Origin of the sequence: Paraglaciecola sp. MB-3u-78 (assembly GCF_002835935.1) — a bacterium.
Taxonomy (GTDB): domain Bacteria; phylum Pseudomonadota; class Gammaproteobacteria; order Enterobacterales; family Alteromonadaceae; genus Paraglaciecola.
In genome coordinates this window covers 351,239-378,207 of the sequence record NZ_PJCF01000003.1, presented here as the reverse complement: position 1 = coordinate 378,207, position 26,969 = coordinate 351,239, and the positions used below count along the sequence as shown (strand labels likewise).

Below are 26,969 nucleotides of genomic sequence, written 5' to 3'. Positions count from 1 at the left end.
TTGTTTTAGGGGCAAATGGCATGCGGACGCCGCGCGGGATGATGGCGCGAAGGGTGCTTTTAGTCTCTTAATCAAAAATAATTCGTATAAAAAACGGCGACCTCTAAAACTTAAAGGCCGTCGTTTAATCTAGTCGCGTTAATCTACTCAGATTACAAATTATTCATAAAATAATTCGCTCGCATGGTACTTAAGTGCAATGACGTGCCTTTACCTTCAACAATTCCATGACGCCTATTCGGATAAGACATCAGGTCAAATTGTTTATTGTGTTTGACTAACTCATTGATTAATCGCTCACTGCCTTGGTAGTGCACATTATCGTCACCTGTACCATGCACTAGCAATAATTTCCCTTCTAGTTTTGAGGCGTGATTAATAGCTGAAAATTCCACATAGTTTTCGACATTATCTTCTAACAGACCTGAATAACGTTCTTGATAAATAGAATCATATAGGTGTTTGTCAGGCACTGGCGCCTGAGACACACCCACCTTGAACAACTCAGGATATCGGAACATCAAATTGAGTGTTAAAGAGCCTCCACCAGAATGGCCCCATACACCCACACGATTACAATCGATAAACTTCCAGCGAGCACAAGTAGCGTTAATAGCATCTGACTGATCCCGTGTTTCTAAGTCACCATTACTTGCGTAAATAGAACGTCGCCAATCGTGACCTCTAGGCGCTGCTGTGCCACGGTTATCAATAGAAGAAATTACAAAGCCGCGTTGCGACATCATAAAATGCCACATACCTCGGTTTCCCTGCCAAGCATCTCGCACGGTTTGACCAGCCGGCTCACCGTAAACATAATGGATCAATGGATATTTTTTACTCTTGTCTAGCCCTGCAGGGCTTAACATATAACCGTCTAAACGTAATCCGTCTTGAGCTTTTACGCTGTAAAACTCAACTTCACCTAAGCTTAACTCATCCAATTTTGCCATCAGCGCAGCATTATCTTCTAGCATATGATGTGCCTTGTGATCGGGTAACGAAATTAAGCTATAAACCGGTGGCGACAAAAAAGATGAATGGGTATGTATCGCCCAACTGGAGTCAGCTGATATTTTATATGAATTACTACCGCTAAATTGACTTGGAGTGACCTGCTCCATTTTACCGCTGCCGTCTAAACGTGTCCGTTGTAAGTATCGCTGAGACACATTGTCGGGAGAGGCAATAAAATATAACCAACCGTTTTTCTCATCAACCGAAACCAATTCAGTTACGTCAAACTCTCCTGGTGTAAGGTCTGTGTATGTTTTGCCATTGCGAGATACACGATACACGTGTTTCCAGCCATCTCTTTCACTCTGCCAAATAAAGTCGTCAGAGTTTTCAAGCCATTCAGGCTCAATCATCAACTCAATAAATGTGTCTTCTTTTTCAGTAAGAAATGTCTCAGCTTTGCCTGTATTTGCATCAGCGTAAAACAAGGAATTGGTATCCTGTTTACGATTAAATTGTTGAATCAGTAATTGCTCACTGTTATTCGCCCAATCCATTCGCGGTACGTACATATCTTTAGCCACACCGGGCAGTGACATCCATTGAGTCTTGACAGTTTCAAGACCGACTACTCCAATACGCGCTGCAGCATTTTCTTCGCCCACTTTCGGATAGGGAATAGCGGTCACTACAGGATATAAAGTATCGGTGTTATTAATGATCAAAAAGTCTTTGGCTGCATGGGTATCTAATTGCCAATAAGCAATACGCTGACTGTCTGGACTCCAACGATATCCATCGCGAATAGAGAACTCTTCTTCATATGCCCAATCGAACAACCCGTTGATAACAGTGCTTGAAGCGTCATTGGTCAGCGCCTGTACTTTTCTTGACTTAAGATCTTGCACATAAATGTTGTTTTTCCACACATAAGCGAACTTCAAACCATCAGGTGAAAATTTACCGAACATCATTTCTGCTGGTGCAGATTGCTCGCCGCCTAACTGCCATAACTCATTAGTATTAAGGTCGCGGATCCAATAATCGCCGCGATCTTTCTTACGCCAAACATATTTAGCATTGGTGTAGATCAATATTTTAGATTTGTCTTCAGACCATTGATAATCATCTACAGCTAATGCTTTGTCAGAGCCTTGGGGAATAAGTTGTTTAAGGGGCAATAAAACAGTGCGCTCTAATGTAGCAGGATCGTATTGTACAATTTCCTCATACACCTTGATGTCGTCCCCATATTGGTCTTTTTCTAGTTTGGCATCTTTGTAACCTGATGCAGTTTCTAATGCACTATAGCTAGCACCTTCGTCTAACCAGCGCACCGCTCCAGGTTTTTTTGCGTTGTATTCCCAGTCGCCATATATAGTCTCGTTAGTCAACTTTACGCCATTTTTAACAGGTTCTTTGTTCAAGTTATTCCCCCCTACGCAGGCAGTTAAAGTGTACAAGACGGCTACAAGGATTGTGGCACTCTTATAGCTAGTAAAACTTCTCATTTATATTTTCCCTTGTTTTTGTTTTTGTTTTTGTTTTTAGTAAGTTTATCAAAGCTACTTTATTTTTGTTCAAACGTTTCAAACTGGTTGGGTAAATAGTCAACCAATCTGCCAGACAATCCTACGTAGGTTTTTAAGGTTTGTGGGAAAGATAAAAAGATTTTTGGCAGTATATTAAGCAACTGGTCGTTGCCTCTATTTTCAGCCTGCTTAACTGCCAAGGGGATATCTGCAAAGGTAGTAAACATATATAAACAATGGCTTAGGTCTTTTTGAAGCTGCAGCATCTGCGTGACTTCACTGAGTTGCATTTTATTCCAAGCATGTTGCCAAACTGATTCAAGTTGACTATGCCCAAACAACATACCTTGGCACCACACGGCTACTGAACTTTGCTTTTGACCGTCCTGATTAAATGTTATCCCCATGGGTAAATGTATCTTTTCTTCACTCATACTTTTTAATTGCACTTGCAATACTTTCATCAAGATATCGGTGAGATTATCTGCATGTTTAGTGTTAATCAGTTGATGATCCGTTTTCATCGCCCAAAGTAACCACTTTTCAGGCATAGGAATTTCGGGTGCTGCTGCGACTGCGAAAACAACGCCTTGGATAAAGGCATAAGGATGCAACACACCGCATAATTCTTCGGACTCACATAATGAGTGAAGCGCGGCGTGAGTGTCTGATTCAAATTTTTGCATAACCTAAAATTACTAACCTTTTACCTTGTTGTGCCCAAGGCATATTTATCTCTGTGACATGACTCTAGATTAACAGTTGAGAGAATTTATTCAAAAAGTGATTGCACAGAGCTACAATTGTTATAATATAACATCACTTTATCATTTAAATTATAGTGACATATGTCTTTTAATCTATCAAAAATTTCCTTATTTGTATTGGCCGTAATTGCCAGTCGACCCGTTTTATCAGAAGACAAGCCAACTCAAAAAGATGAAAATGACATTGAAAAATTGATTATCACGGCCTCCCCACTTGGGCGTTCAGTTTTACAGTCTTCCACCCCTGTTTCAATTTTAAGTGGTGAGGAATTAGAAAAAAATCAAAGTGCCACCTTAGGTGAAACTCTCAAGTCGGTACCAGGAGTAAACAGTACTTATTTTGGTCCTGTTTCTAGTAGCCCTATTATTAGAGGCTTAGATGGCCCAAGAGTAAAAGTCATACAAAATGGATTAGATAGTTCTGATGCATCACGCGTGGGCCCTGATCACGTAACAACCAATGAAACGAGCACAGCGACTCAAATCGAAGTGTTACGTGGGCCATCGACATTGTTATACGGGAGTGGAGCAATTGGTGGTGTGGTAAACGTAGTTGATAACCGCTTACCTAAAACCCGCCAAGATACAACATCAGGCCGAGTCAGTGCACTTAACGATTCAGTTTCAAACGAACGTTCCGTATCGACTGATCTTAATGGCGGTTCTGGGAAAGTAGCATGGCATCTTGATGCGTTTAAACGTAAAACTGATGATTATGATGTGCCTGAGTTTGCCCTTGAAGATGGTGACATAGTAGACACCATTGATAATTCAGATATAGATTCCCAAGGTTTTACTTTTGGAGCAGGTTGGATTGGTGACGATGTGACAGTTGCTTTATCTTATGGCCGATTAGAAACGGATTATGGTATTCCTGGGCATGCCCATGAAGATCATGAGGAACACGATGAAGAAGAGGGACATGACGAAGAAGTCATTGAGGAAGCAGCAGTCTTTGCTCGGATGAAACAAGATCGTGTTCAATCAACGGTCGATTGGAAGAACCTTTCTGGCTTATTCACCGAAGTGCATTGGCATAGTGCTTATACAGATTATCAACATAGTGAAATCGAAGAAGGCGTTGTAGGCACCACTTTCGCCAATGACTCTCTTGAATCAAGACTTTGGGCTAAACATAAAGCTGTTTTAGGTTGGGAAGGCGTTGTAGGTTTACATTATACAAACTCTGAATTTTCAGCTTTTGGAGAAGAAGCCTTTACGCCATCTACCGATTCAACCAATGCGGCTTTATTTGTATTAGAAGAAAAATCAATTGGCGATTTTTTATGGCAGCTTGGCGGTAGAATTGAGGACGTATCTCACAAACCAGACAACGACTTTTTTATCGATAACGAAGTTGATGCAGATTTTAAAAACCTAACGTATACAGCAGCCAGTGCATCAGCAGGATTTGTTTATCAAGTGAACGATAACCAATCGATTGCATTAAATTATGCATTCTCTGAACGGGCACCGTCTTCATCTGAAATTTTTTCAAATGGACTCCATATTAGTACGTCTACCTATGAAGTTGGAGCAGGTTTTGATTTAGTGATTGATGACAGTGATCCAGACGATATTGAGTTTGCTGTGGTGCAATCTAGTCATGAAGTTGATAAAGAAATCTCTAATAATTTAGATATTACTTATAGGATCCAAGCTGATAACCTTCAAATGAATTTCAGTGTATTTTACAACCAAATCGATAACTATTTGTTTCAACAAAACACCGGCTTAGAATTCCACGACCATGAAGCAGAGGAAGTTCATGCCGCGGAAGAGGAAGAAGGCACACCGGTGTATTTATTCACTCAACAAGATGCGGAGCTTTATGGTTTTGAAGTTGATGTTGATTGGCATTTAAATGAGTATTTACGAGTTAGCGCTTTTACTGACTTTACCCGGGCAAGGTTAGCCCATAGTGATGATAACAACACCAATTTACCTAGAATTCCACCAATGAGATTGGGTGCAGAATTACACTGGGAACAAGATAATTGGCACGCAGAATTAGGCGCAACCCACTACTCAAAACAAGATGAAATTGCTGACTATGAAACCCAAACCGATGGATATACCTTAGTTTCTGCGTCGTTTAATTATTATGTTCCGTTGGGCGACAATGATTTAACCCTTTACGTGAAAGGTAATAATTTGACGAATGAGTTAGCCAAGGTTCATAGCTCTTTTATAAAAGATGTGGCTCCTTTGCCTGCCCGTTCTTTCGTTGTGGGTGCTAAGTACAACTTTTAGTTACCGTATTTCTAGATAGGACACTCCATGAAAAAGGGCCTAACTTCACAGTTAGGCCCTTTTTTTAATCTAAAATAATCATTAGGCTTTAATCTTGTATAACGGCACTAGGCCTTTAACAATACCATCGCTTGTTCGAGTTGTGAACGTGGGCAGCCAAAGTTAATACGTACAAAATTCTTATCACCAAAATCAATCCCAGGTGAAGGGCCAATACCTTTGTCTTCAAAGTATTTTTGAGGGTTATCAACCCCTAAACCACTGGCATCAATCCACGCCAAAAAGGTTGCTTGTGGTGTCAGTAATTTTAAGCCATCTATACTGGCTATTTCTGCCGCTAAATAATCTCTATTGCCACGTAAGTAGGTTAATAATTCCTGATGCCAATCATCACACAGCGTAAAAGCAGCTTCGGTGGCAGCTAAACCTAAAACCGTTACCCACGGCACCATACCCTTACCTGCAACATTAAATTTTTGTCTTGTAGCCGAGTCTTCAATAATCGCAAAAGACGTACCTAAACCTGCAACATTAAAGGTTTTACTTGCAGCCATAAGCGTAATGGCCTGTCCTTTAAAACCTGCTAGTTTTCCCGCTGGAATATGTTTGGTATTTTCATCTAAAATAATGTCACAGTGAATTTCGTCAGAGCACAACATAACGTTATTGCTTAAACAAATATCGGCGATACGTTGCAACTCACCTGACGTAAGTACTGTACCAACGGGATTCATTGGATTACATATTATAAATAACTTACATGCAGGATCAGCCGCTTGCTTTTCAAGTTCGTCAAGGTCTATTGTCCAACGACCGTCGACTTCCACTGTACCAATATCGACCTTAACCAAATCATGTAACTTAGGTGCGGCAATAAGAGGTGGATAGTTAGGGGTTTGAATTAACACTTTATCACCTGGCTGACAAAATGCCTTGCAGGCTACATTAAATGCAGGTACCACACCCGGTGTCCACACAATCCAGTCTGCTGAAATACTCCAATCATATTGACGAGCTAACCAATCTACAACCGCTTGATTTGCCGTGACATGGTCATTGGGCAAGGTATAACCCATCAAACCATGCTCAGTGCGCTCTTTTATGGCATCTAAAATCGGCTCAGCACACCTAAATTCTGTATCCGCAATCCACATGGGCAAAATATCGCGGCCTTTATATCTTTCCCACTTGAGTGAGTAACTGGGTGTTCTATCAATAATATTGCCAAACTGCATGAATAGTGTCACTTAAATTGAAAGTTTAAGAAAATGAAATACGACTTGATTAGCCATTAGCGTCACGGATAAGTCGCTCGATTTTGGTTAATAGGTCATGAGTAATGAAAGGCTTTACAATAAAGTCAGTGGCGCCTAACCGCATAGAATCGACCACCAACTGTTTGGTTGCATTAGCGGTTATCATCAAAAATGGGCATTCGGAATTAGTCTTGCGCAGTGCTGCGAGTATCTCTAAGCCACTGACATCAGGCATTAACCAGTCACATATCACCAATGAAATCTTGTCCATACTGTCGCTTTGTACATAATCTAAAGCTTGTTTGCTATCAGAAAAGACATGAATTTCACCCGATATGACTTCTTTAAGAATAAGCTGGACTAATTCAAGCGTCACAATATCGTCGTCAATTACCACTAGGTTACAGTAGAGCATGGATTTTCCCTCGGTCAAATAACTTCAATGTATAAAAATATCTCAGTATCTTGGAAAATAGATTACTTGATAGAATGCCAAAGTAACATTATTTACGGTGGCCCCGCTCTAACCTTTTCAAAAATGCCCAACAAATACTTGGCGACGATGATTTTAAGAGCTTTAGTCTAACTTATAAGTGGCAATATGATACCGCGGATATTCGTTTAGATTCATCCTCACATATTCTTGTGCTTTGGTCATCAACTAACGATATTCTGGGCTGATATGCCTAAATGTAAGTTGTTGCCTTGTTCTTTGTATTTGTCAGCCAGTTCATCTACCCCATCTATATCTGAAGGATCCAACACCAGATTCATTAAAATCAATGATCACGTCCTGTGGATCGTTCTAGGGTCGAACCAACCTTAAAGTGTTTACAGCAGTAGAATCAGCTCTACGGAATTGACTAAATAACTGGCGAACAGTTCCAATTATGATGTTTAAAAGGTATAAAAAAGGGTGAAACTGGATTATTTAGAAGCACAGCTTCGCCCAGTTGAACAGTTTGACAAGCGGACGCCGCGCGGGAAGTCAAGATTGGGTGCAGATCATCACGGATGTGTGAATGACTAATCCAAAGTTTTTATAGCAAGATGTCTACTAAGTCTCCTAATAATTGACGAACAGTCCTGTATGGTAATTTAAAGACATAAAAAAAGGCCAGATATCCGGCCTTCATTATACTAACTTGCTAACTAAGAAATGATATCGAGTAACTCAACATCAAAAATTAGTGTGCTGTGGGGGCTAATGGCGCCGCCTGCACCTTGTTCACCATAGGCTAGCTCGGCTGGAACATGAAGTTTTAACTTAGTTCCTGCTTTCATAAACTGCAGTGCTTCAGTCCAACCTTTAATCACGCCATTTACTGGAAATTCAGCTGGCTGACCACGGTCGTAAGAACTATCAAATACGCTACCGTCTAACAAAGTACCGTGATAATGAACACGTACAGTTGAATTCAAGTTCGGTACTTCTCCCTCGCCTTGACTGACTAATTCGTATTGAAGGCCACTTTCTGTCACTGTAATTTCTTCACGTTTAGCATTTTCTGCTAAATACTCTTCGCCTTGAGTAATCACTTCTGCAAATTCAGCTGACTTAGCGGCTTGCATAATTTCATGAATTTCATTGAAAGCAACACGTAAAGTATCATTATCAACTTGAGCTGGCTGATTGTTAAATGCATCGGCAAGACCTTCTTGCACTGCTGCAATATCTAAACCCTCGAAAGGATTAGCGCGCAATTGCTCGCCCATTTGTAGACCAATACCGTAACTTGCTTGTGTTTCTATGCTAGAAAATTTATCTGACACTTTGGCTCCTAACTTTGCGTGCCTCTTTTCTCATAAAAGAGATTTTGGCACTATCGCTGTAAAAGCGGGCTAGTATATAGATAAACGTCACAAAAAACACATTTGGGAATGAATAAACGTCTTATATGCTTAGACAAATAGTTGACTTCTAAGTATCGTATATTTAGGTTTTAATCAGTTTTAGAGGCGTATATGTCACAGGTTTTGGATTCTCAGTTAATAGGCACAGTGCGAAATTTAGGCGCTGTATTAGGCGACACCATCCGTGACCAGCTGGGCGAGCAATGGTTAGCGCGAATTGAAATGGTCAGAATAGAAGGACGAAAAGCCCATCATGGAGATGAAGACTGTGCCCAACGTGTAAAGCAACTTTTTTCTGAACTGAAAAATGATGAATTGCTGACTGTCGGTAGAGCTTTCTCACAATTTCTAAATTTGGCCAATATTGCTGAGCAGGAATTTAACAGCAGTAACGATCAAAACGACCCTATCGATACCTTGTTTAGTCATTTGGATGAAGCGGGTATAAAAGCTGACACATTTGAAAAGGCTCTAGAGCACCTTAATATTGAGCTGGTCTTAACCGCTCACCCCACAGAAGTGACACGTAGAACACTGATTCATAAGCATAGCGAGCTTGCTAAATGCCTGAGCAAAGAACATACCTCGGATATTAATGAATCAGAGCGAGACAAAATTGAAACTCGTATTGCTGAACTCATCAGTCAAGCATGGCACACCGAAGAAATTCGTACTATTCGCCCTACCCCTGTTGACGAAGCCCGTTGGGGATTCTCAGTCATTGAAAACTCATTGTGGGAAGCCGTCCCTGAGTTTATTCGTGAATTAGATAAACGTTTCGTAGACAAATTTGGTTTGGCTATCCCTTTAGATGTCTCACCTGTGAAATTTGGTTCATGGATGGGCGGCGATAGAGACGGCAATCCCTTCGTCACGTCAAAAGTAACAGAGCAAGTTTTACTGTTAGCACGCAAACGCGCGGCCAAATTGTTTGCAAAAGACATTGATATTTTGCAGACCGAATTATCCATGAGCGATTGCGACGCAATTCTTAGAGAGCAAGTAGGCGATGAACTCGAACCCTATCGTGCGGTGTTAAGACCTCTTTTAGATAAATTAGTCAAAACCCAAGAAGGTATCATCGAAAAGCTCAAAGGTGTACCTGTAGATATGACAGATTGGGTTGACGATAAAGAACAATTACTTGTTCCTTTGATGACTTGTTATCACTCATTACAATCATGTGGTATGTCTGTTATCGCCAAAGGGCATCTGCAAAACACGATCCGCAGGATCCACTGTTTTGGGGTGCATTTACTTAAGTTAGATGTGCGCCAAGACTCAGAAAGACATGCGGATGTATTTTCTGAACTAACCCGTCATTTAGGTTTAGGTGATTACGGCCATTGGAGTGAAGAAGACAAACAAGCTTTTTTACTTAAAGAGTTAGGCTCAAAACGTCCATTGTTTCCGCCAGCATGGCAGCCCAGTGCAGATGTACAGGAAGTTTTAGACACCTGTAAAGTGATTGCTCAAAACAGCAAAGACGGATTTGGTATTTATATCATCTCTATGGCTAGCCTGCCCTCAGACGTTTTAAGTGTAAATTTATTACTTAAGGAACTGGGTGTAACTTGGCCGATGCCAGTGGCTCCTTTGTTTGAGACATTAGACGACTTAAACGCAGCGGCGAGTGTCACTAAAAAACTGTTTTCTATTGATTGGTACCGCGGTTATATCCAAGGCCATCAATATGTGATGATTGGATATTCAGACTCAGCTAAAGATGCAGGTGCTATGGCCGCAGGTTGGGCACAGTATGAATCTCAAGAAGCCTTGGTCGCCTTAGCCGAAGAAAACGACATTGGACTCACTTTATTTCATGGACGAGGAGGCACCATTGGCCGTGGCGGTTTACCTGCTCACGCAGCGATACTGTCGCAACCTCCGGGTTCGTTAAGCGGCGGTTTCAGAGTCACCGAACAAGGCGAAACCATACGTTATAAATTTGGGATGCCTATTTTGGCACAGCGTAGCTTAGCGATGTATGCTAGTGCAATATTAGAAGCGCTGATTTTACCGCCACCTGCTCCTAAACAAGCATGGCGGGAGGCTATGATAAAAATGGCAGCGGACGGGCGTGATAACTATCGTCAAATCGTCAGACATGACGAAAACTTTGTGCCTTACTTCCGCGTAGCCACACCAGAACAAGAATTAGGTAAACTGCCATTGGGCAGTCGTCCCGCGAAACGTAAACCCACAGGTGGCATTGAGAGTTTGCGAGCTATCCCATGGATATTCGCATGGGCACAAACCCGTATGGTTTTACCTTCTTGGTTAGGTGTAATGAAGGCAGTACAAAGCTCTTTAGACGCAGGCAAAGAAGACACCATTCAGGACATGTTAGCTAATTGGCCATTTTTCTATTCAAGGTTATCTATGTTAGACATGGTTTTCGCAAAGGCCGACCCAAAAATCAGTCAAGAATACGACCAAAGCCTGGTACCTCAAGAACTCAGGCACTTCGGTGATGCATTACGCGCTGAGTTACAACAAAGCATAGATTTGTTACTCAAATTGCTTGACCAAAAAACAGTCATGGAAAGCGATCCAAAAGGCACAACTTCAATGAATATCCGCGCAAGTTACCTGCAACCATTGCACTACTTACAAATCGAACTGCTTAAAAGAATAAGGCAACTTGATGATAATGAACACGACGCAACACTAGAGCGCGCCATGATGGTGACGATTGCCGGCATAGCGGTTGGAATGAGGAATACAGGTTAGAGATATTCGGCCATTATAATACTCGCCAAGGAAGGCAAGATGGTATATGGACATCAAGTGTTAGGCGGAGTTCTTCGGAGCATTGCTTCAGCCTGATTAGCAATCCAACTCGGAAGTCAAATATGGGTGTTCAACATCCGGGATGATGAGATGGACATCTCAAAGTGAATTCAGAGTCAGCCTCTTTTGCTGCCCACGCTATTGCTGCCGGAGCATGGACACACAGTCTCAATACGCTTCTGACTTAGGTCAATAATCGAATCTGAACCTTTAATTGCACAAGTTTGGGGATTCTTACAATACAAGTCATTGAAAAATCACTTTTATTTACACTGTATTGGTAGTTATAATCTTTACTCTTTAATATTACTTTTATCTATGCTGGCTGCTGGAATGCCCAAGATACCCAATGAGGCCGAATGTGACACCCATTAAACAGAGAATAAATCTAGCTATCGTTGTGATGTTACTAAGTAGTTGTATCCGAGGTTCTTTAGACCAAGGCCACAATAGTTTGGATAATTTACCTACAGCCTATGCAGGTTATACTGGTATTTACTTGGATTTCACTCTGGTTTTGGATGAACGTTTTGATGTCTTCGATTCGCAGATTTGGGAAATAGGTGACGGGGCCGTAGGCGGTGAAGCTGCCTGTCGTTTCCAGCCTCAAGGGGTACAGGTTGACAATGGACTACTCCATTTAATTATTCAACAAGAGCCAATAGCACCAGGATGGTCAAATGATCATCAGATGCAAAAATCCGCTTATGAGTTCTCCTGTGGAGAGTTAAGAACGACAGAGAGTAAAAAAATTCGCTATGGCCGTTACGAAACCCGCATGAAAGCCCCTGCTAGAGCTGTAGCATCGGGTTATATATCTTCTTTTTTCACCTACACCAATGAAGGAGAGCCCCGTGAATGGGAAGAAATAGATGTGGAGTTGGAGGGGGGGAGACCTGACAAATTTCAAGCAAATTTAATTTATGGAAGAAATACCTGGCAGTGGTGGGCGACCCGAGAATGGGGTGCTTGGGAAGATAAAATTAATATTGCACCTGTTGATGAGTGGCGAGTTTACGCTATCGAATGGATGCCCGCAGAAATCAACTGGTATGTCGACGGTGTATTAACAAAATCCCTTAAACAGGATGCGTTAGATTGTGATCCAAACTGCGTACCTCCACAAGTTTATCCAACACCTATCCCCGATAATCTCAGCCAATTAATGATTAATTTTTGGATACCAAAGGATGAAATCCAAAATGATTTTGGTGGTAACAAAAAACGCAATGTTTACCCTATGTATACCAAATATGACTGGATCCGATTTTATCAGTTAGACGCAGAGCCATTAACACAATGGTAAAACCTAACTATTTACACAGATAAAGACCAAGAGAAGATGATTGATACTAGATGCGTAAAGAGTAGTGAAACAGCTTAACTTCTGATTCACATTGGAAGACACCACAGCAGTTGGCTATACAATTTTAGTCTATTATTGCCAGTTCATTAACTAACGGCCACTTTACAATATCCACTCAGTTTCGAGACGCCTCCCAACTGCGACTAATCCTTTTTAATTCGCCATTATCAGTTAAAGTTTCAATAGCCTTATTGATTTTATTTAAAGTCTCAACATCAGAGGATTGTTTACTCAACAGAATAAAAATGTCCGCGCTATATATCTCCAGAGGATGGGGCTCAAATTCATTTTCCATTTGATATTTTTGAATAAAAGATTTCATGGTGTTGGGGTCGACTAAAAAACCATCTAAATAACCTTTCATCAATAAGGTCACGTTCTGTTCAAGGTCGATCACTTCACTTATGTTGGCGTTAAAGTCTGGGGTATTGATTAGTTTTTCATAGTCTTTACCATAATAATAACCACTTTCCACACCCAATATATATTGACTGCCCACTAAATCGGACAAAGTGCGTAATTGGATATTTTGGGCATTACCCTTTTTAACGAACAGCTTCACCGTTTCTTTGCGATAAGGATGCGAAAAATAAGCAAATTTTTCTCGATCTTTGGACCAGGATGCACCCATAGCTAAATCCATTTTACCCGTGTTAATAAAAAGTAGGTGCGTCTTCCAAGGTATCTCTGCTATGGTAAAACTTAACTTTGCTTCCGACATGATGGCGTTAAAAGAATCAATATCTAAACCGACAAGTTGACGGTCTGTATTATGATATTGATAGGGGGTACCACAACTCCCAACCCACAGATAATTCTTTGGCTTTAACAGGGGCCACAAACAATAGAATGACGAACATAAAAAGAAAATGTGGCTTCATTTTTTCACTTAGATGTTTAAATTATCTACACACTTTACCAACATTAAATTCTTACGCCATGTTTTATCATCGTTCAATGGTACCAATTAGCCGCTTTCTTAGGTTACCCCTATAAACCCCCACTAAAGTTAACAAGGGAAACAAAGCGGATAATAAGGAAACTAGGGCTATAACTGCACCACTTAGCCACATATAAACTTCAGTCTGGCTATCAAAGTATCAACATCATATTCACGGCAAAAGCCGTGGCAACAAAGGTTTCAATGCGATTCATATGTTCGCCACGAATTTTAAATGGGTGAACATTAGGTTTATTCGGCATCAGTTTATCTTTTTTGAAACTGAGACTATTAAAATATTTTTTGCAGCCAATAAAAAAGGCCACCGAGGTGACCTTTTTTGCATAAGTAAACGGGTTACTTATATAATTTTAGACACTACACCAGCACCTACAGTACGGCCACCTTCACGGATTGCGAAGCGTAAACCTTCGTCCATCGCGATTGGGTGAATTAGATCAACTACGAATTTCAAGTTGTCACCAGGCATAACCATTTCTACGCCTTCAGGAAGCTCAACAGCCCCTGTTACGTCCGTTGTACGGAAGTAAAACTGTGGACGGTATCCTTTGAAAAATGGAGTATGACGGCCGCCTTCGTCTTTACTTAGTACGTATACTTCAGCTTCAAACTTAGTGTGTGGATTGATTGAACCAGGCTTAGCCAATACTTGACCACGCTCTACGTCTTCTCGTTTAGTACCACGTAATAGGGCACCAACGTTCTCACCAGCACGACCTTCGTCAAGTAATTTACGGAACATTTCTACGCCCGTACAAACACTCTTAGTCGTATCTCTGATACCAACGATTTCTACTTCATCACCTGTCTTAACGATACCGCGCTCAACACGACCTGTTACCACAGTTCCACGACCTGAAATTGAGAAAACATCTTCAATTGGAAGTAGGAAAGGCTTGTCAATATCACGCTCTGGAAGTGGGATATAGGTGTCTAGTGCTTCAGCTAGCTCAATGATTTTTGCTTCCCAAGCTGGGTCGCCTTCAAGGGCTTTAAGTGCTGAACCTTGGATAACCGGTAAATCGTCACCTGGGAATTCGTATTCAGATAGAAGTTCACGCACTTCCATTTCTACCAATTCTAGTAATTCTTCATCGTCAACCATGTCACATTTGTTCATGAATACAACCATGAAAGGTACGCCAACCTGACGACCTAACAAGATGTGCTCACGTGTTTGTGGCATAGGACCATCTGTTGCAGCTACTACCAAAATAGCACCATCCATTTGAGCAGCACCAGTGATCATGTTTTTAACATAATCGGCGTGACCAGGACAATCTACGTGGGCATAGTGACGTGCAGGTGTATCATATTCAACGTGAGACGTTGAAATAGTGATACCACGCTCACGCTCTTCAGGAGCGTTATCGATCATATCGAATGCTGATGCATTGCCACCATAAGTTTTAGCTAATACAGTAGTGATTGCGGCTGTTAATGTTGTTTTACCATGGTCAACGTGACCGATAGTACCGACGTTTACATGCGGTTTAGTACGTTCAAACTTTGCTTTTGCCATTTTACTGGTTTCCTAAGTTAAAAATCCGACCTCAATTTTGAGTACCGGATCAGACCTTCATTAAAATTTAAGTGCGCGCGTTGGTAATGGCTTTAGTGACATTACTGGGCGCTTCTGTGTATTTAAAAAATTCCATTGAATATGACGCTCGCCCTTGAGTTGCACTGCGCAAGTCAGTAGCGTAGCCAAACATTTCTGATAACGGTACTTTAGCATGTATTATTTTAATACCTGCCACACCATCATCCATGCCTTCAATCATACCCCGACGCCTATTAAGGTCGCCGACTACGTCACCCATCCAGTCTTCTGGAGTGGTGATTTCGACTTTCATTGTTGGTTCAAGTAAAACAGGATTTGCTTCAGCAGCCCCCTTCCTAAACCCCATCGACCCAGCGATTTTAAACGCCATTTCTGAAGAGTCAACATCATGATAGGAACCATCAAACAAGGTAACTTTTACATCAAGCACCGGGTATCCAGCTACCACACCATTTTGCATCTGTTCTTCGATACCTTTATCAACTGAAGGGATGAATTCTTTTGGAACTGAGCCCCCTACAATCTTGTTAATAAACTCGTATCCAGCACCTTCTTCATTAGGTTCGATAGTTAACCAGACGTGACCAAACTGGCCTCTGCCGCCTGATTGACGAACAAACTTACCTTCAACATCGACTTTTTTGCGGATGGTTTCACGATAGGCAACCTGAGGTTTACCAACATTACACTCAACATTGAACTCACGTTTCATTCGGTCAACAATAATATCAAGATGTAATTCACCCATACCCGATATAATAGTTTGACCAGACTCTTCGTCAGTACGTACCTTAAAAGAAGGATCTTCTGCCGCTAGTTTACCTAGGGCAACACCCATTTTTTCTTGGTCTGGTTGCGAGCGTGGTTCTACTGCAATAGAAATAACCGGTTCAGGAAATTCCATACGCTCTAGTGTAATGATGTGGTTAGGGTCACACAATGTGTCACCGGTAGTTACATCTTTTAAACCTATTGCGGCAGCAATATCACCAGCACGTACTTGTTTAAGTTCTTCTCTATCCTTGGCATGCATTTGCACAATTCGTCCAAATCGCTCACGCTTAGCTTTCACTGGGTTGTAAAAAGCGTCGCCTGTGTTAACAACACCAGAATAACAACGGAAGAACGTTAACGTACCAACAAAGGGGTCAGTGGCAATTTTAAATGCCAATGCAGCAAAGGGTGCAGCATCATCTGCCGGACGCTCTGCTTCTGTCTCATCTTTGTCGCTTAGTACACCTTTTATCGCCGGTACATCAATAGGTGCAGGTAGATACTCGATGACTGCATCAAGAACGGCCTGAACACCTTTGTTTTTGAATGCAGAACCACAAGTTGCGAGTACTATTTCATTCGCAAGTGTACGTTTACGTAAACCAAATTTAATTTCATCTTCGGTGAGGTCAATGCCTTCCAAATATTTATTCATCAATTCATCGGTCGCTTCCGCTGCTGCTTCAATGAGCTCAGTGCGCAATTCTTGGGCTCTGTCCATCAAATCAGCTGGGACTTCTTCATAAGTGAAGGTCATGCCTAGATCAGAATCATTCCAATTAATGGCTTTCATCTTGATAAGGTCAACCACACCTTTAAAAGTTTCTTCAGCACCGATATTTAAATGAATAGGAACACAATTGGCACCTAAACGAGTTTCTATTTGTTTAACAACACGTTCAAAATCTGCTCCAGTTCTGTCCATTTTGTTGACAAATACTATGCGTGGTACGCGGTATTTATCAGCTTGACGCCAAACTGTTTCAGATTGAGGCTCTACACCTGACGTACCACAAAACACAACGACTGCACCATCAAGCACACGCAGAGAACGCTCTACTTCAATAGTGAAGTCAACATGTCCAGGGGTGTCGATGATATTAATTCGATGTTGTTCGAATTGTTTGTCCATGCCCGACCAAAAACAGGTCGTCGCTGCCGAAGTAATAGTAATGCCGCGCTCTTGCTCTTGTTCCATCCAGTCCATTGTGGCTGCGCCATCGTGAACTTCACCGATCTTGTGAGACAAGCCAGTATAGAAAAGAACGCGCTCAGTGGTCGTGGTTTTACCCGCGTCCACATGGGCGACAATACCAATATTCCGATAACGCTCAAGGGGCGTTTTACGAGTCATAACTTTCTCTTATTACCAACGGTAGTGAGCGAAAGCTTTGTTAGCTTCGGCCATACGGTGAACGTCTTCACGTTTCTTAACCGCAGAACCTTTGTTTTCAGCAGCGTCGAGCATTTCAGCTGCAAGGCGTTGAGCCATTGATTTTTCACCACGTTTACGAGCAGCGTCCACTAACCAACGCATACCTAGGGCATTTCGACGAACAGGACGGACTTCTACTGGAACTTGATAAGTAGAACCACCAACACGACGAGATTTAACCTCGACTGTAGGGCGAATGTTGTCCAATGCGCTTTCAAATATTTCTAAGTGCGTTTTGTCAGCTTTAGCAGCAACAATTTCTAGTGCACCGTAAACGATTTTTTCAGCAGTCGATTTTTTGCCGTCTAACATGACGACATTCATAAATTTTGCAAGTAATTCTGATCCGAACTTAGGATCGGGTAGGATTTTACGTTGACCTACGACTCTTCTTCTTGGCATTTCAAATTCTCCGTAGAATTTTCAGGGTATTCCCAAAACTCAATTAATACTTTAGTTTGGCCTTACTAACGGAGAACCGTTAAGACTTAGGCCTTTTTGTACCGTATTTAGAACGGCCAGCTCTTCGATCACTCACGCCAGAACAATCTAATGTACCGCGAACAGTGTGATAACGAACACCTGGTAAATCTTTAACACGACCACCACGAATAAGAACAACACTGTGCTCTTGTAAGTTGTGACCTTCACCACCGATGTATGAAGACACTTCAAAACCGTTGGTCAAACGAACACGACATACTTTACGCAATGCAGAGTTCGGCTTTTTTGGTGTGGTGGTATATACACGAGTACATACTCCACGGCGTTGTGGACAGGCTTGCAAAGCGGCGACGTTGCTCTTCGTCGCAGGTTGTTTGCGTGGCTTGCGCACTAACTGGTTAACTGTTGCCATTAACTAGCTCCTGGTTAAAATTACGACTGATTGCCCTTTTTTGAGGGCGTAAAACGCGAAAAATCCGCGAGCCCTATTTCATTGACGATTAAGTCATCGAATTTCGGGTCGCGGAAGTCTAATGATCAATGGGTGAACTGTCAAGTAAGACTGCTGCTAAACTGCATTAAATATGGCTTGGCATAATGCTTTAGTCAGCAATCCTAAAAATCCAGATCACTTTGCGATCTTATTTTTATTCGTCAGCAGGAGTTTCACTGACTTCAGCATTAAGCGCTTCGGTGAGTGCTAATTCTGCTTCAGATGCAGAAACAGAAGGTTCTTCCCGTTCCTGAAGTTCTGCTAGTTTTCTAGCAGTACGTTTTTGGTGATGCGTGAAGCCGGTACCGGCTGGTATCAAACGTCCAACAATAACGTTTTCTTTCAAGCCACGTAACTCATCTTCTTTACCTTGCACTGCTGCTTCAGTAAGAACACGAGTCGTTTCTTGGAAAGATGCCGCTGAGATAAATGACTCAGTAGACAACGACGCTTTAGTGATACCTAATAACACAGTTTGGTACTCGGCTGGGATTTTGCCCTGTCTTTCCAACTCACGGTTAGCGATTTTCACGTTAGACACTTCAACTTGCTCACCTTCTAAGAACTTACTGTCACCTGAATAAGTGATCAAACACTTACGCAACATCTGACGAATAACCACTTCGATGTGCTTATCATTAATTTTTACCCCTTGCAGGCGGTAAACTTCTTGTACTTCATTAACGATATAGTTGGAAACAGCACTGATACCACGCAATCTAAGAATGTCATGGGGAGACTCAGCACCATCTGCGATGACTTCACCTTTCTCAACGTTTTCACCTTCAAACACGTTGAGGTTACGCCATTTAGGGATCATCTCTTCGTAATGATCGCCGCCTTTAGGCGTAATAGTTAGACGTTTCTTACCTTTAGTCTCTTTACCAAAACCAATCATACCTGATACTTCAGCTAGGATGGCTGGCTCTTTAGGCTTACGGGCTTCGAACAAGTCAGCAACCCGTGGAAGACCACCGGTAATATCACGAGTCTTCGAGCTTTCTTGTGGAATACGCGCAAGTACATCACCTGGCTTAGCTTCCATACCATCGGTTGCTTCAATGGAAGTAAAGCTTGGTAGACGAATTTCTTGTAAACCAAATTCTTCACTTTCAAGGATAAGCTTAGGCTCTTTCGCATTCGCTTTAGATAAGTCGTTAACCACAATACGAGTCAGACCAGTTAAGTCATCTTGCTGCATCTCAGTGTTACTATCATCAACATCAGAGTAGCTAATTTTCGCAGCACGTTCAGTCACAATTGGGTGAGAATGCGGGTCCCAGTTAGCAACCACTTCACCAGAGGTAACTTTAGCATTATCATCTAATGTTAAAATTGCACCGTAAGGCACTTTATAACGCTCTTTCTCACGACCTTGATCATCGATAATGGTGATTTCAGTTGAACGAGAAACAATCACTACTTTGTCGTCACTGTTACGCACATACTTAGCGTTATGCAGTTTCAAGGTACCAGTAGTTTTCACTTGTACATTGTTTTCCGCAGATGCTCTTGATGCCGCCCCACCAATGTGGAAGGTACGCATCGTAAGCTGTGTGCCTGGTTCACCGATTGACTGAGCGGCGATAACACCGACAGCTTCACCATGGCCAACCATATGCCCACGAGCCAAATCACGGCCATAACATCTAGCACAAACACCAAAGTCGTTTTCACAGGTAATAACAGAACGTACTTGAATTTGGTCAATGGAGTTGACCTCAAGTAAGTCTACTAAGGCTTCGTCTAGCAGAACATTACGCTCTACTAACACTTCCTTAGTACCAGGTTTCATAACGTCTTCAGCAACAGTACGACCTAGTACACGTTCGCGAAGTGGTTCAACAACATCGCCACCTTCGATAAGAGGCGTCATTTTAACACCTTCGAAAGTGCCACAGTCATCGTTGTTGATAATCAAATCCTGCGCAACATCAACCAAACGTCGTGTTAGGTAACCCGAGTTAGCAGTCTTAAGCGCCGTATCGGCCAAACCTTTACGTGCTCCGTGAGTAGAGATGAAGTACTGAAGTACGTTCAAACCTTCACGGAAGTTAGCGGTAATAGGTGTTTCGATTATAGAACCATCCGGTTTCGCCATCAGACCACGCATACCAGCTAACTGACGGATTTGCGCGGGGCTACCCCGAGCACCGGAATCGGCCATCATAAATACTGAGTTGAAAGAGATTTGTTCTTCCATTTCACCATCACGATTTTTAACTGTCTCAACCGACAAGTTATCCATCATGGCTTTGGCCACTTTTTCGTTGGCGTTCGACCAGATATCGATAACTTTGTTGTAACGCTCACCCGCGGTGACAAGACCAGATTGGAATTGCTCCTGAATTTCACGCACTTCAGCTTCTGCATCTTCGATGATATCTTTCTTAGCATCAGGAATAACCATGTCATCTATACCTACAGATGCACCGGCAATCATCGCGTAGTGAAAACCTGTGTACATGATTTGGTCAGCTGCAATAACTGTGTCTTTCAAACCTAGGGTACGGTAACAAGCATTCAATAACTTAGAAATTTGCTTCTTGCCCATAGCTTTGTTGATGATTTCGAAAGGGATTCCTTTTGGCAAGGCCAATGAGAAAATCGCACGTCCAACAGTAGTATCTGTCAGTGTGACTTTTTCAACTTTATTGCCTTCAGCATCCGTATCGTATTCTGTCATACGTACTTTAACGCGAGCATGTAATTCTGCTGTGTCAGTACGATATGCTTTTTCAGCTTCGTGTGGACTGGTGAACATCATGCCTTCACCTTTACCATTAACGCGGTCACGCGTCATATAGTACAAGCCCATTACCACATCCTGTGAAGGAACGATAATTGGCTCACCATTGGCTGGTGAAAGAATGTTGTTGGTAGACATCATCAATGCGCGAGATTCAAGCTGTGCTTCAATCGTCAACGGGATGTGAACCGCCATTTGGTCACCATCGAAATCGGCGTTGTATGCAGCACACACTAATGGGTGTAACTGAATAGCTTTACCTTCGATTAGGATAGGTTCAAATGCTTGGATACCCAATCTGTGAAGTGTGGGTGCACGGTTAAGTAACACTGGGTGTTCACGAATCACTTCGTCTAATACATCCCATACTTCTGGATCTTCACGCTCTACTAATTTCTTAGCCGCTTTAATGGTAGTGGCTAATCCACGGGCTTCTAGTTTTCCATAAATAAATGGTTTGAATAATTCAAGTGCCATTTTTTTAGGTAAACCACATTGGTGCAAACGTAAAGTAGGACCAACAACAATAACCGAACGACCTGAATAATCGACTCGTTTACCTAGTAAGTTCTGACGGAAACGACCTTGCTTACCTTTGATCATATCTGCCAAAGATTTAAGAGGACGTTTATTAGAACCTGTTATAGCACGACCACGACGTCCATTATCTAGCAAGGCATCCACTGCTTCTTGCAACATACGTTTTTCGTTACGTACAATAATGTCTGGTGCAGCAAGGTCTAGAAGACGCTTCAAACGGTTGTTACGGTTAATAACTCGACGATATAAATCGTTCAAATCAGACGTAGCAAAACGTCCACCGTCTAGTGGAACCAAAGGACGTAAGTCGGGTGGTAACACAGGTAGAATGGTTAAAATCATCCACTCAGGTTTGTTACCTGATAATTGGAAAGATTCTAGTAATTTCAAACGTTTAGTGATTTTCTTACGCTTGGTTTCAGAGTTAATTGAAGGTAACTCTTCACGCATAGAGATAACATCAGCATCAACATCTAGTGCTTTAAGCAATTCATAAACTGCTTCAGCACCCATTTTTGCTTCAAACTCGTCACCGTGCTCTTCCAGTGCATCCAAATATTCTTCTTCAGTTAGAAGTTTGCTGCGCTCAAGCGTAGTCATACCTGGCTCTGATACCACGTATGATTCAAAATAAAGTACACGTTCAATATCACGCAAGGTCATATCTAACATTAAACCAATACGGGACGGTAATGATTTTAAGAACCAAATATGTGCAACTGGACTTGCCAGATCAATGTGACCCATACGCTCTCGACGTACTTTAGTTAAGGTAACTTCTACCCCACATTTTTCACATATTACACCGCGGTGTTTAAGACGCTTATATTTACCACACAAACATTCGTAATCTTTTACAGGACCAAAAATACGTGCACAGAACAAACCGTCACGTTCTGGTTTAAAAGTACGGTAGTTAATTGTTTCTGGCTTCTTAACTTCACCAAACGACCATGAACGGATCATATCCGGTGATGCAAGACCGATTCGAATATTATCGAACTCTTCGGACTTATGTTGTTGCTTAAGAAACTTTAATAAATCTTTCACATTTCTCTCCCAGCGGAGTCAATTGCAAAGGTGTAACACTTGCACTGACAAGTGCTACACCATCCTATCTAAAAGCTCAAAAAGAAGCTTATCGCTCTTCTAGTTCGATGTTGATACCTAGCGAACGAATTTCTTTCAACAGTACGTTGAAGGATTCCGGCATCCCAGGTTCCATACGATGATCACCATCCACAATGTTTTTATACATTTTGGTACGGCCATTCACGTCATCAGACTTAACGGTTAACATTTCTTGCAAGGTGTAGGCGGCACCATAAGCTTCAAGTGCCCATACTTCCATCTCACCGAAACGTTGACCACCGAACTGCGCTTTACCGCCTAGCGGTTGCTGCGTAACCAAGCTGTATGAACCAGTAGAACGAGCATGCATTTTATCGTCTACCAAATGGTTCAGTTTCAACATGTACATATAACCCACAGTCACAGGGCGCTCAAATGCGCGACCAGTTCGACCGTCGAACAAAGTAATTTGTCCACTTTCCGGGATATCTGCCAACGTTAACATATGCTTGATTTCAGCTTCAGTTGCACCATCGAAAACAGGCGTTCCCATGGGTACACCTTTACGAAGGTTACCGGCTAAGCGTGTTACTTCATCGTCGCTGAAGGTACTCAAATCGACTGACTGATGAGATTTACCCGCGCTGTAAACTTCTTGTAAGAAGCTACGCAACTTGGCCATCTCTTCATGTTCTTTAAGCATACGGTCGATTTTAACACCGATACCGCTAGCAGCCATACCTAAGTGAGTTTCAAGTACCTGACCGATGTTCATACGCGAAGGTACGCCCAAAGGGTTCAGTACGATATCAACCGGCGTACCGTAATCATCATAGGGCATATCTTCAACAGGTTTGATAGTCGATATAACACCTTTGTTACCATGACGACCGGCCATTTTATCACCAGGTTGAATATGACGTTTAACTGCAAGGTAAACCTTAACAATTTTAAGCACACCAGGTGCTAAATCATCACCTTGGGTGATCTTACGACGTTTAATTTCAAACTTAGTATCAAAGTCAGCTTTGATTTCAACGTGCTGATCAGCAATTTGATCAAGCTCAGATTGCGCATCTTCATCGTCAAGGGTTAAGTCAAACCACTTATCACGTGGCATGCTGTCAAGTCTCGCCTGATCAACACCAAACTTAAGCAACAAGTTACCTGCACGAGCAAAGATGCCGTCAGCTAAAATATTGAATTCGTCAGATAAGTCTTTTTTCACTTCACGTAATTGCATATCTTCAATTTCGCGAGCGCGTTTGTCTTTCTCAACACCATCACGAGTAAAGACCTGAACGTCGATAACGGTTCCATGTACGCTGTTAGGCACACGTAACGAAGTATCTTTAACGTCAGATGCTTTCTCACCGAAAATAGCTCGTAAAAGTTTCTCTTCTGGGGTCAGCTGAGTTTCACCTTTAGGTGTTACTTTACCTACTAGAATATCACCGCCTTTCACTTCAGCACCGATATACACCACACCAGACTCATCCAGTTTACCTAGCGCAGACTCACCAACATTTGGGATGTCAGCACTAATTTCTTCTGGACCAAGCTTAGTATCACGAGCAATACAGCTTAATTCTTGAATGTGGATAGAAGTAAATCTGTCTTCCATCGCTACACGTTCAGAAATCAAAATTGAATCTTCGAAGTTGTAACCATTCCAAGGCATGAATGCGATACGCATATTTTGGCCTAGTGCCAATTCACCCATATCGGTAGACGGACCATCGGCCAATACATCCCCTGCAACAACCGGTTCGCCAACATTACAAGTGGGCCTTTGGTTGATACAAGTGTTCTGGTTAGAACGGGTATATTTGGTTAGGTTGTAGATATCAATTCCTGCTTCACCAGCAGTCATTTCAGCTTCATTAACCTTAACAACAATGCGGCTGGCATCAACGAAAGAAACTGAACCACCACGTTTAGCGATGATAGTTACACCTGAATCAACAGCTACAATTTTTTCCATACCTGTTCCAACTAACGGCTTCTCAGCAATTAAAGTAGGAACAGCTTGACGTTGCATGTTGGCACCCATTAGTGCTCGGTTAGCATCATCATGCTCTAGGAACGGGATAATGCTCGCAGCAACAGATACAATTTGTTGCGGTGACACATCCATATAAGTGATATCAGACACAGGCATTAACGTGGTTTCACCACGGAAACGACAAGGGATCAAGTCTTCAGTCAACTTACCTTTTTTATCAAGTACAACGTTTGCTTGTGCAATCGCATATTGACCTTCTTCAATCGCTGATAAATAGTCAATTTCGTCAGTCACAACACCGTCAGTTATTTTACGATATGGGGTTTCTAAGAAACCGTAATCGTTAGTTCGGGCATAACTTGCAAGGGAGTTGATCAAACCAATGTTTGGACCTTCAGGTGTCTCGATTGGACAAACACGACCATAGTGAGTCGGATGTACATCACGAACTTCAAAACCAGCACGTTCACGAGTCAAACCACCTGGACCTAAGGCAGAAATACGACGTTTGTGTGTCACTTCAGACAATGGATTGTTCTGATCCATAAACTGCGACAATTGGCTTGAACCGAAGAACTCTTTAACTGCAGCCGAGATAGGTTTGGCATTGATCAAATCTTGAGGCATGATTGCATCGAGATCACCCAAGCTCAAACGCTCTTTAACGGCACGTTCTACACGAACTAGACCAACACGGAATTGATTTTCAGCCATTTCGCCAACAGAACGAATACGTCTGTTACCCAAGTGGTCAATATCATCAACTTCGTCTTTACCATCACGGATAGTGATAAGCTGTTTCATTACAGCTACGATATCAGCTTTATCTAACACGCCTTTACCAGTAGATATGTCACGACCTAAACGGCGATTGAACTTCATACGTCCAACAGCAGATAAGTCATAACGATCTTCTGAGAAGAACAAGTTATTAAATAAAGTCTCAGCCGCGTCTTTAGTCGGTGGCTCGCCAGGACGCATCATGCGATAGATTTCAACTAAAGCTTCAAGCTTATTAGTTGAACCATCGATACGTAAGGTATCTGAAATATAAGCACCATGGTCAAGCTCGTTGATGTAAAGCGTATCAAATGCTTTGATACCTGCTTCAGTCATCTCAGCAATGTTTTCTAAAGTTAACAGGTCATTTGCACTAACAATGACTTCACCTGTTTCTTTATTAATGTAGTCACGGGCAAATACACGACCTACTAAATATTCAGCAGGTACTTCAAGCTCGGTTATTTTAGCTTTTTCTAGTGCTCGAGTATGACGTGCCGAAATACGACGACCCGTTTCAACGACCACTTTGCCTTTATTATCTAGAATATCGAATTGTGCAGTTTCGCCACGAAGACGATCTGGCACGATATCTGACAAGTATTTTTCACCATCGATACGTACTTGGTTTGTTTCAAAGAACAACTCAAGAATCTCTTCGGTAGGCATTTCTAATGCACGTAACATAATAGTTGCCGGCAACTTACGGCGTCTATCTATACGTACAAATAAATTATCTTTAGGGTCAAATTCAAAGTCTAACCACGAACCACGGTAAGGAATAACGCGGGCGTTATATAACACTTTACCTGATGAGTGAGTTTTCCCTTTGTCGTGATCGAAGAACACGCCTGGTGAACGGTGCAATTGCGACACTATGACACGTTCAGTACCATTGATAACGAATGTACCGTTATCAGTCATGAGTGGAATTTCACCCATGTAGACTTCTTGCTCTTTAATGTCTTTTACTGTGCCCGGAGCTGCTTCTCTATCAAACAACACTAAACGCAATTTCACACGTAGTGGTGCAGAAAATGTAACACCACGAATTTGACATTCTTTCACATCAAATACTGGGGCACCTAAACGGTAACTTACATACTGCAACTCAGCGTTACCGGAGTAACTCTTTATTGGGAAAACTGATCGAAATGCTGCTTCCAGTCCATGTTGACCATCTACATCAAGGTCAATAAACTTCTTAAAAGAATCTAATTGGATTGAAAGTAGATACGGTATTTCCAATACCTGTGGACGTTTGCCAAAATCCTTACGGATACGTTTCTTTTCGCTATAAGAGTAAACCATGGGTTCCTCAGCCTGCCGATTTTTGACCCAACCTGCTTAACCAGATGTCGATAAAGACATAAAG

At 42.0% G+C, this 26,969-nt stretch carries 16 protein-coding genes; 3 read left to right on the top strand and 13 right to left on the bottom strand.

Features of this window, described 5'->3' with window-relative positions:
- Nucleotides 1-152 precede the first annotated feature (152 nt).
- Nucleotides 153-2,384, bottom strand: coding sequence for a S9 family peptidase (locus tag CXF95_RS05620; protein ID WP_101197966.1), 2,232 nt, complete (start codon nt 2,382-2,384; stop codon nt 153-155).
- 143 nt (nt 2,385-2,527) lie between these two features.
- The gene (locus tag CXF95_RS05615) at nt 2,528-3,175 is read right to left on the bottom strand and encodes a UPF0149 family protein (protein ID WP_101197771.1); all 648 of its coding nucleotides are present in this window, start codon (nt 3,173-3,175) and stop codon (nt 2,528-2,530) included.
- Between the two features lie 162 nt (nt 3,176-3,337).
- Here CXF95_RS05615 and CXF95_RS05610 point away from each other — a divergent pair, with 162 nt between their 5' ends.
- Nucleotides 3,338-5,509 (top strand): TonB-dependent receptor domain-containing protein, encoded by a 2,172-nt coding sequence (locus tag CXF95_RS05610; protein ID WP_101197770.1) that lies wholly within the window; start codon nt 3,338-3,340, stop codon nt 5,507-5,509.
- Nucleotides 5,510-5,616: 107 nt separating this feature from the next.
- Here the strand turns inward: CXF95_RS05610 and CXF95_RS05605 are convergent, their stop codons facing one another.
- The 4 genes from CXF95_RS05605 to CXF95_RS05590 form a co-directional block, all read right to left on the bottom strand.
- Nucleotides 5,617-6,744, bottom strand: coding sequence for a MalY/PatB family protein (locus CXF95_RS05605; RefSeq protein WP_101197769.1), 1,128 nt, complete (start codon nt 6,742-6,744; stop codon nt 5,617-5,619).
- A 49-nt stretch (nt 6,745-6,793) separates the two neighbouring features.
- Nucleotides 6,794-7,180 (bottom strand): response regulator, encoded by a 387-nt coding sequence (locus CXF95_RS05600; RefSeq protein ID WP_101197768.1) that lies wholly within the window; start codon nt 7,178-7,180, stop codon nt 6,794-6,796.
- Nucleotides 7,181-7,422: 242 nt separating this feature from the next.
- Complete coding sequence (locus CXF95_RS31110) at nt 7,423-7,548, bottom strand: hypothetical protein (RefSeq protein ID WP_255418891.1); 126 nt, start codon at nt 7,546-7,548, stop codon at nt 7,423-7,425.
- Between the two features lie 369 nt (nt 7,549-7,917).
- Nucleotides 7,918-8,538: an FKBP-type peptidyl-prolyl cis-trans isomerase gene (locus tag CXF95_RS05590; RefSeq protein WP_101197767.1), complete on the bottom strand. Its 621-nt coding sequence runs from the start codon at nt 8,536-8,538 to the stop codon at nt 7,918-7,920.
- 192 nt (nt 8,539-8,730) lie between these two features.
- Between CXF95_RS05590 and ppc the strand changes: the two genes are divergently transcribed.
- Both ppc and CXF95_RS05580 read left to right on the top strand, forming a co-directional pair.
- On the top strand, nt 8,731-11,352 hold the full coding sequence (gene ppc, locus CXF95_RS05585; protein ID WP_101197766.1) for a phosphoenolpyruvate carboxylase: 2,622 nt from the start codon (nt 8,731-8,733) through the stop codon (nt 11,350-11,352).
- 421 nt (nt 11,353-11,773) lie between these two features.
- Complete coding sequence (locus CXF95_RS05580) at nt 11,774-12,718, top strand: family 16 glycosylhydrolase (protein WP_232787661.1); 945 nt, start codon at nt 11,774-11,776, stop codon at nt 12,716-12,718.
- Nucleotides 12,719-12,893: 175 nt separating this feature from the next.
- Here CXF95_RS05580 and CXF95_RS05575 read toward each other — a convergent pair whose 3' ends face one another.
- The 7 genes from CXF95_RS05575 to rpoB form a co-directional block, all read right to left on the bottom strand.
- Nucleotides 12,894-13,619 (bottom strand): ABC transporter substrate-binding protein, encoded by a 726-nt coding sequence (locus CXF95_RS05575; protein WP_232787660.1) that lies wholly within the window; start codon nt 13,617-13,619, stop codon nt 12,894-12,896.
- A gap of 460 nt (nt 13,620-14,079) precedes the next feature.
- Nucleotides 14,080-15,261 (bottom strand): elongation factor Tu, encoded by a 1,182-nt coding sequence (gene tuf, locus CXF95_RS05570; RefSeq protein WP_101197764.1) that lies wholly within the window; start codon nt 15,259-15,261, stop codon nt 14,080-14,082.
- Nucleotides 15,262-15,328: 67 nt separating this feature from the next.
- Nucleotides 15,329-17,431, bottom strand: coding sequence for an elongation factor G (gene fusA / locus CXF95_RS05565; protein ID WP_101197763.1), 2,103 nt, complete (start codon nt 17,429-17,431; stop codon nt 15,329-15,331).
- Between the two features lie 12 nt (nt 17,432-17,443).
- Nucleotides 17,444-17,914, bottom strand: a complete 471-nt coding sequence (rpsG, locus tag CXF95_RS05560; RefSeq protein ID WP_101197762.1) for a 30S ribosomal protein S7 — start codon at nt 17,912-17,914, stop codon at nt 17,444-17,446.
- Nucleotides 17,915-17,993: 79 nt separating this feature from the next.
- Nucleotides 17,994-18,368 carry a 30S ribosomal protein S12 gene (rpsL, locus tag CXF95_RS05555; RefSeq protein WP_101197761.1) on the bottom strand — a complete coding sequence of 125 codons (375 nt, stop codon included), beginning with the start codon at nt 18,366-18,368 and terminating at the stop codon, nt 17,994-17,996.
- A gap of 235 nt (nt 18,369-18,603) precedes the next feature.
- Entirely contained in the window at nt 18,604-22,788 is a 4,185-nt protein-coding gene (gene rpoC, locus CXF95_RS05550; protein ID WP_101197760.1) for a DNA-directed RNA polymerase subunit beta', read from the bottom strand.
- A gap of 88 nt (nt 22,789-22,876) precedes the next feature.
- Complete coding sequence (gene rpoB, locus CXF95_RS05545; protein ID WP_101197759.1) at nt 22,877-26,905, bottom strand: DNA-directed RNA polymerase subunit beta; 4,029 nt, start codon at nt 26,903-26,905, stop codon at nt 22,877-22,879.
- Between the last annotated feature and the right edge of the window lie 64 nt (nt 26,906-26,969).

Bases quoted from the DNA above. Each gene is read 5' to 3' on its own strand.
- rpoB (WP_101197759.1), bottom strand. From the start codon at position 26,905: ATGGTTTACTCTTATAGCGAAAAGAAACGTATCCGTAAGGATTTTGGC.
- CXF95_RS05605 (WP_101197769.1), bottom strand. From the start codon at position 6,744: ATGCAGTTTGGCAATATTATTGATAGAACACCCAGTTACTCACTCAAG.
- CXF95_RS05615 (WP_101197771.1), bottom strand. From the start codon at position 3,175: ATGCAAAAATTTGAATCAGACACTCACGCCGCGCTTCACTCATTATGT.
- tuf (WP_101197764.1), bottom strand. From the start codon at position 15,261: ATGGCAAAAGCAAAGTTTGAACGTACTAAACCGCATGTAAACGTCGGT.
- CXF95_RS05610 (WP_101197770.1), top strand. From the start codon at position 3,338: ATGTCTTTTAATCTATCAAAAATTTCCTTATTTGTATTGGCCGTAATT.
- CXF95_RS05600 (WP_101197768.1), bottom strand. From the start codon at position 7,180: ATGCTCTACTGTAACCTAGTGGTAATTGACGACGATATTGTGACGCTT.
- rpsG (WP_101197762.1), bottom strand. From the start codon at position 17,914: ATGCCAAGAAGAAGAGTCGTAGGTCAACGTAAAATCCTACCCGATCCT.
- ppc (WP_101197766.1), top strand. From the start codon at position 8,731: ATGTCACAGGTTTTGGATTCTCAGTTAATAGGCACAGTGCGAAATTTA.
- fusA (WP_101197763.1), bottom strand. From the start codon at position 17,431: ATGACTCGTAAAACGCCCCTTGAGCGTTATCGGAATATTGGTATTGTC.
- rpsL (WP_101197761.1), bottom strand. From the start codon at position 18,368: ATGGCAACAGTTAACCAGTTAGTGCGCAAGCCACGCAAACAACCTGCG.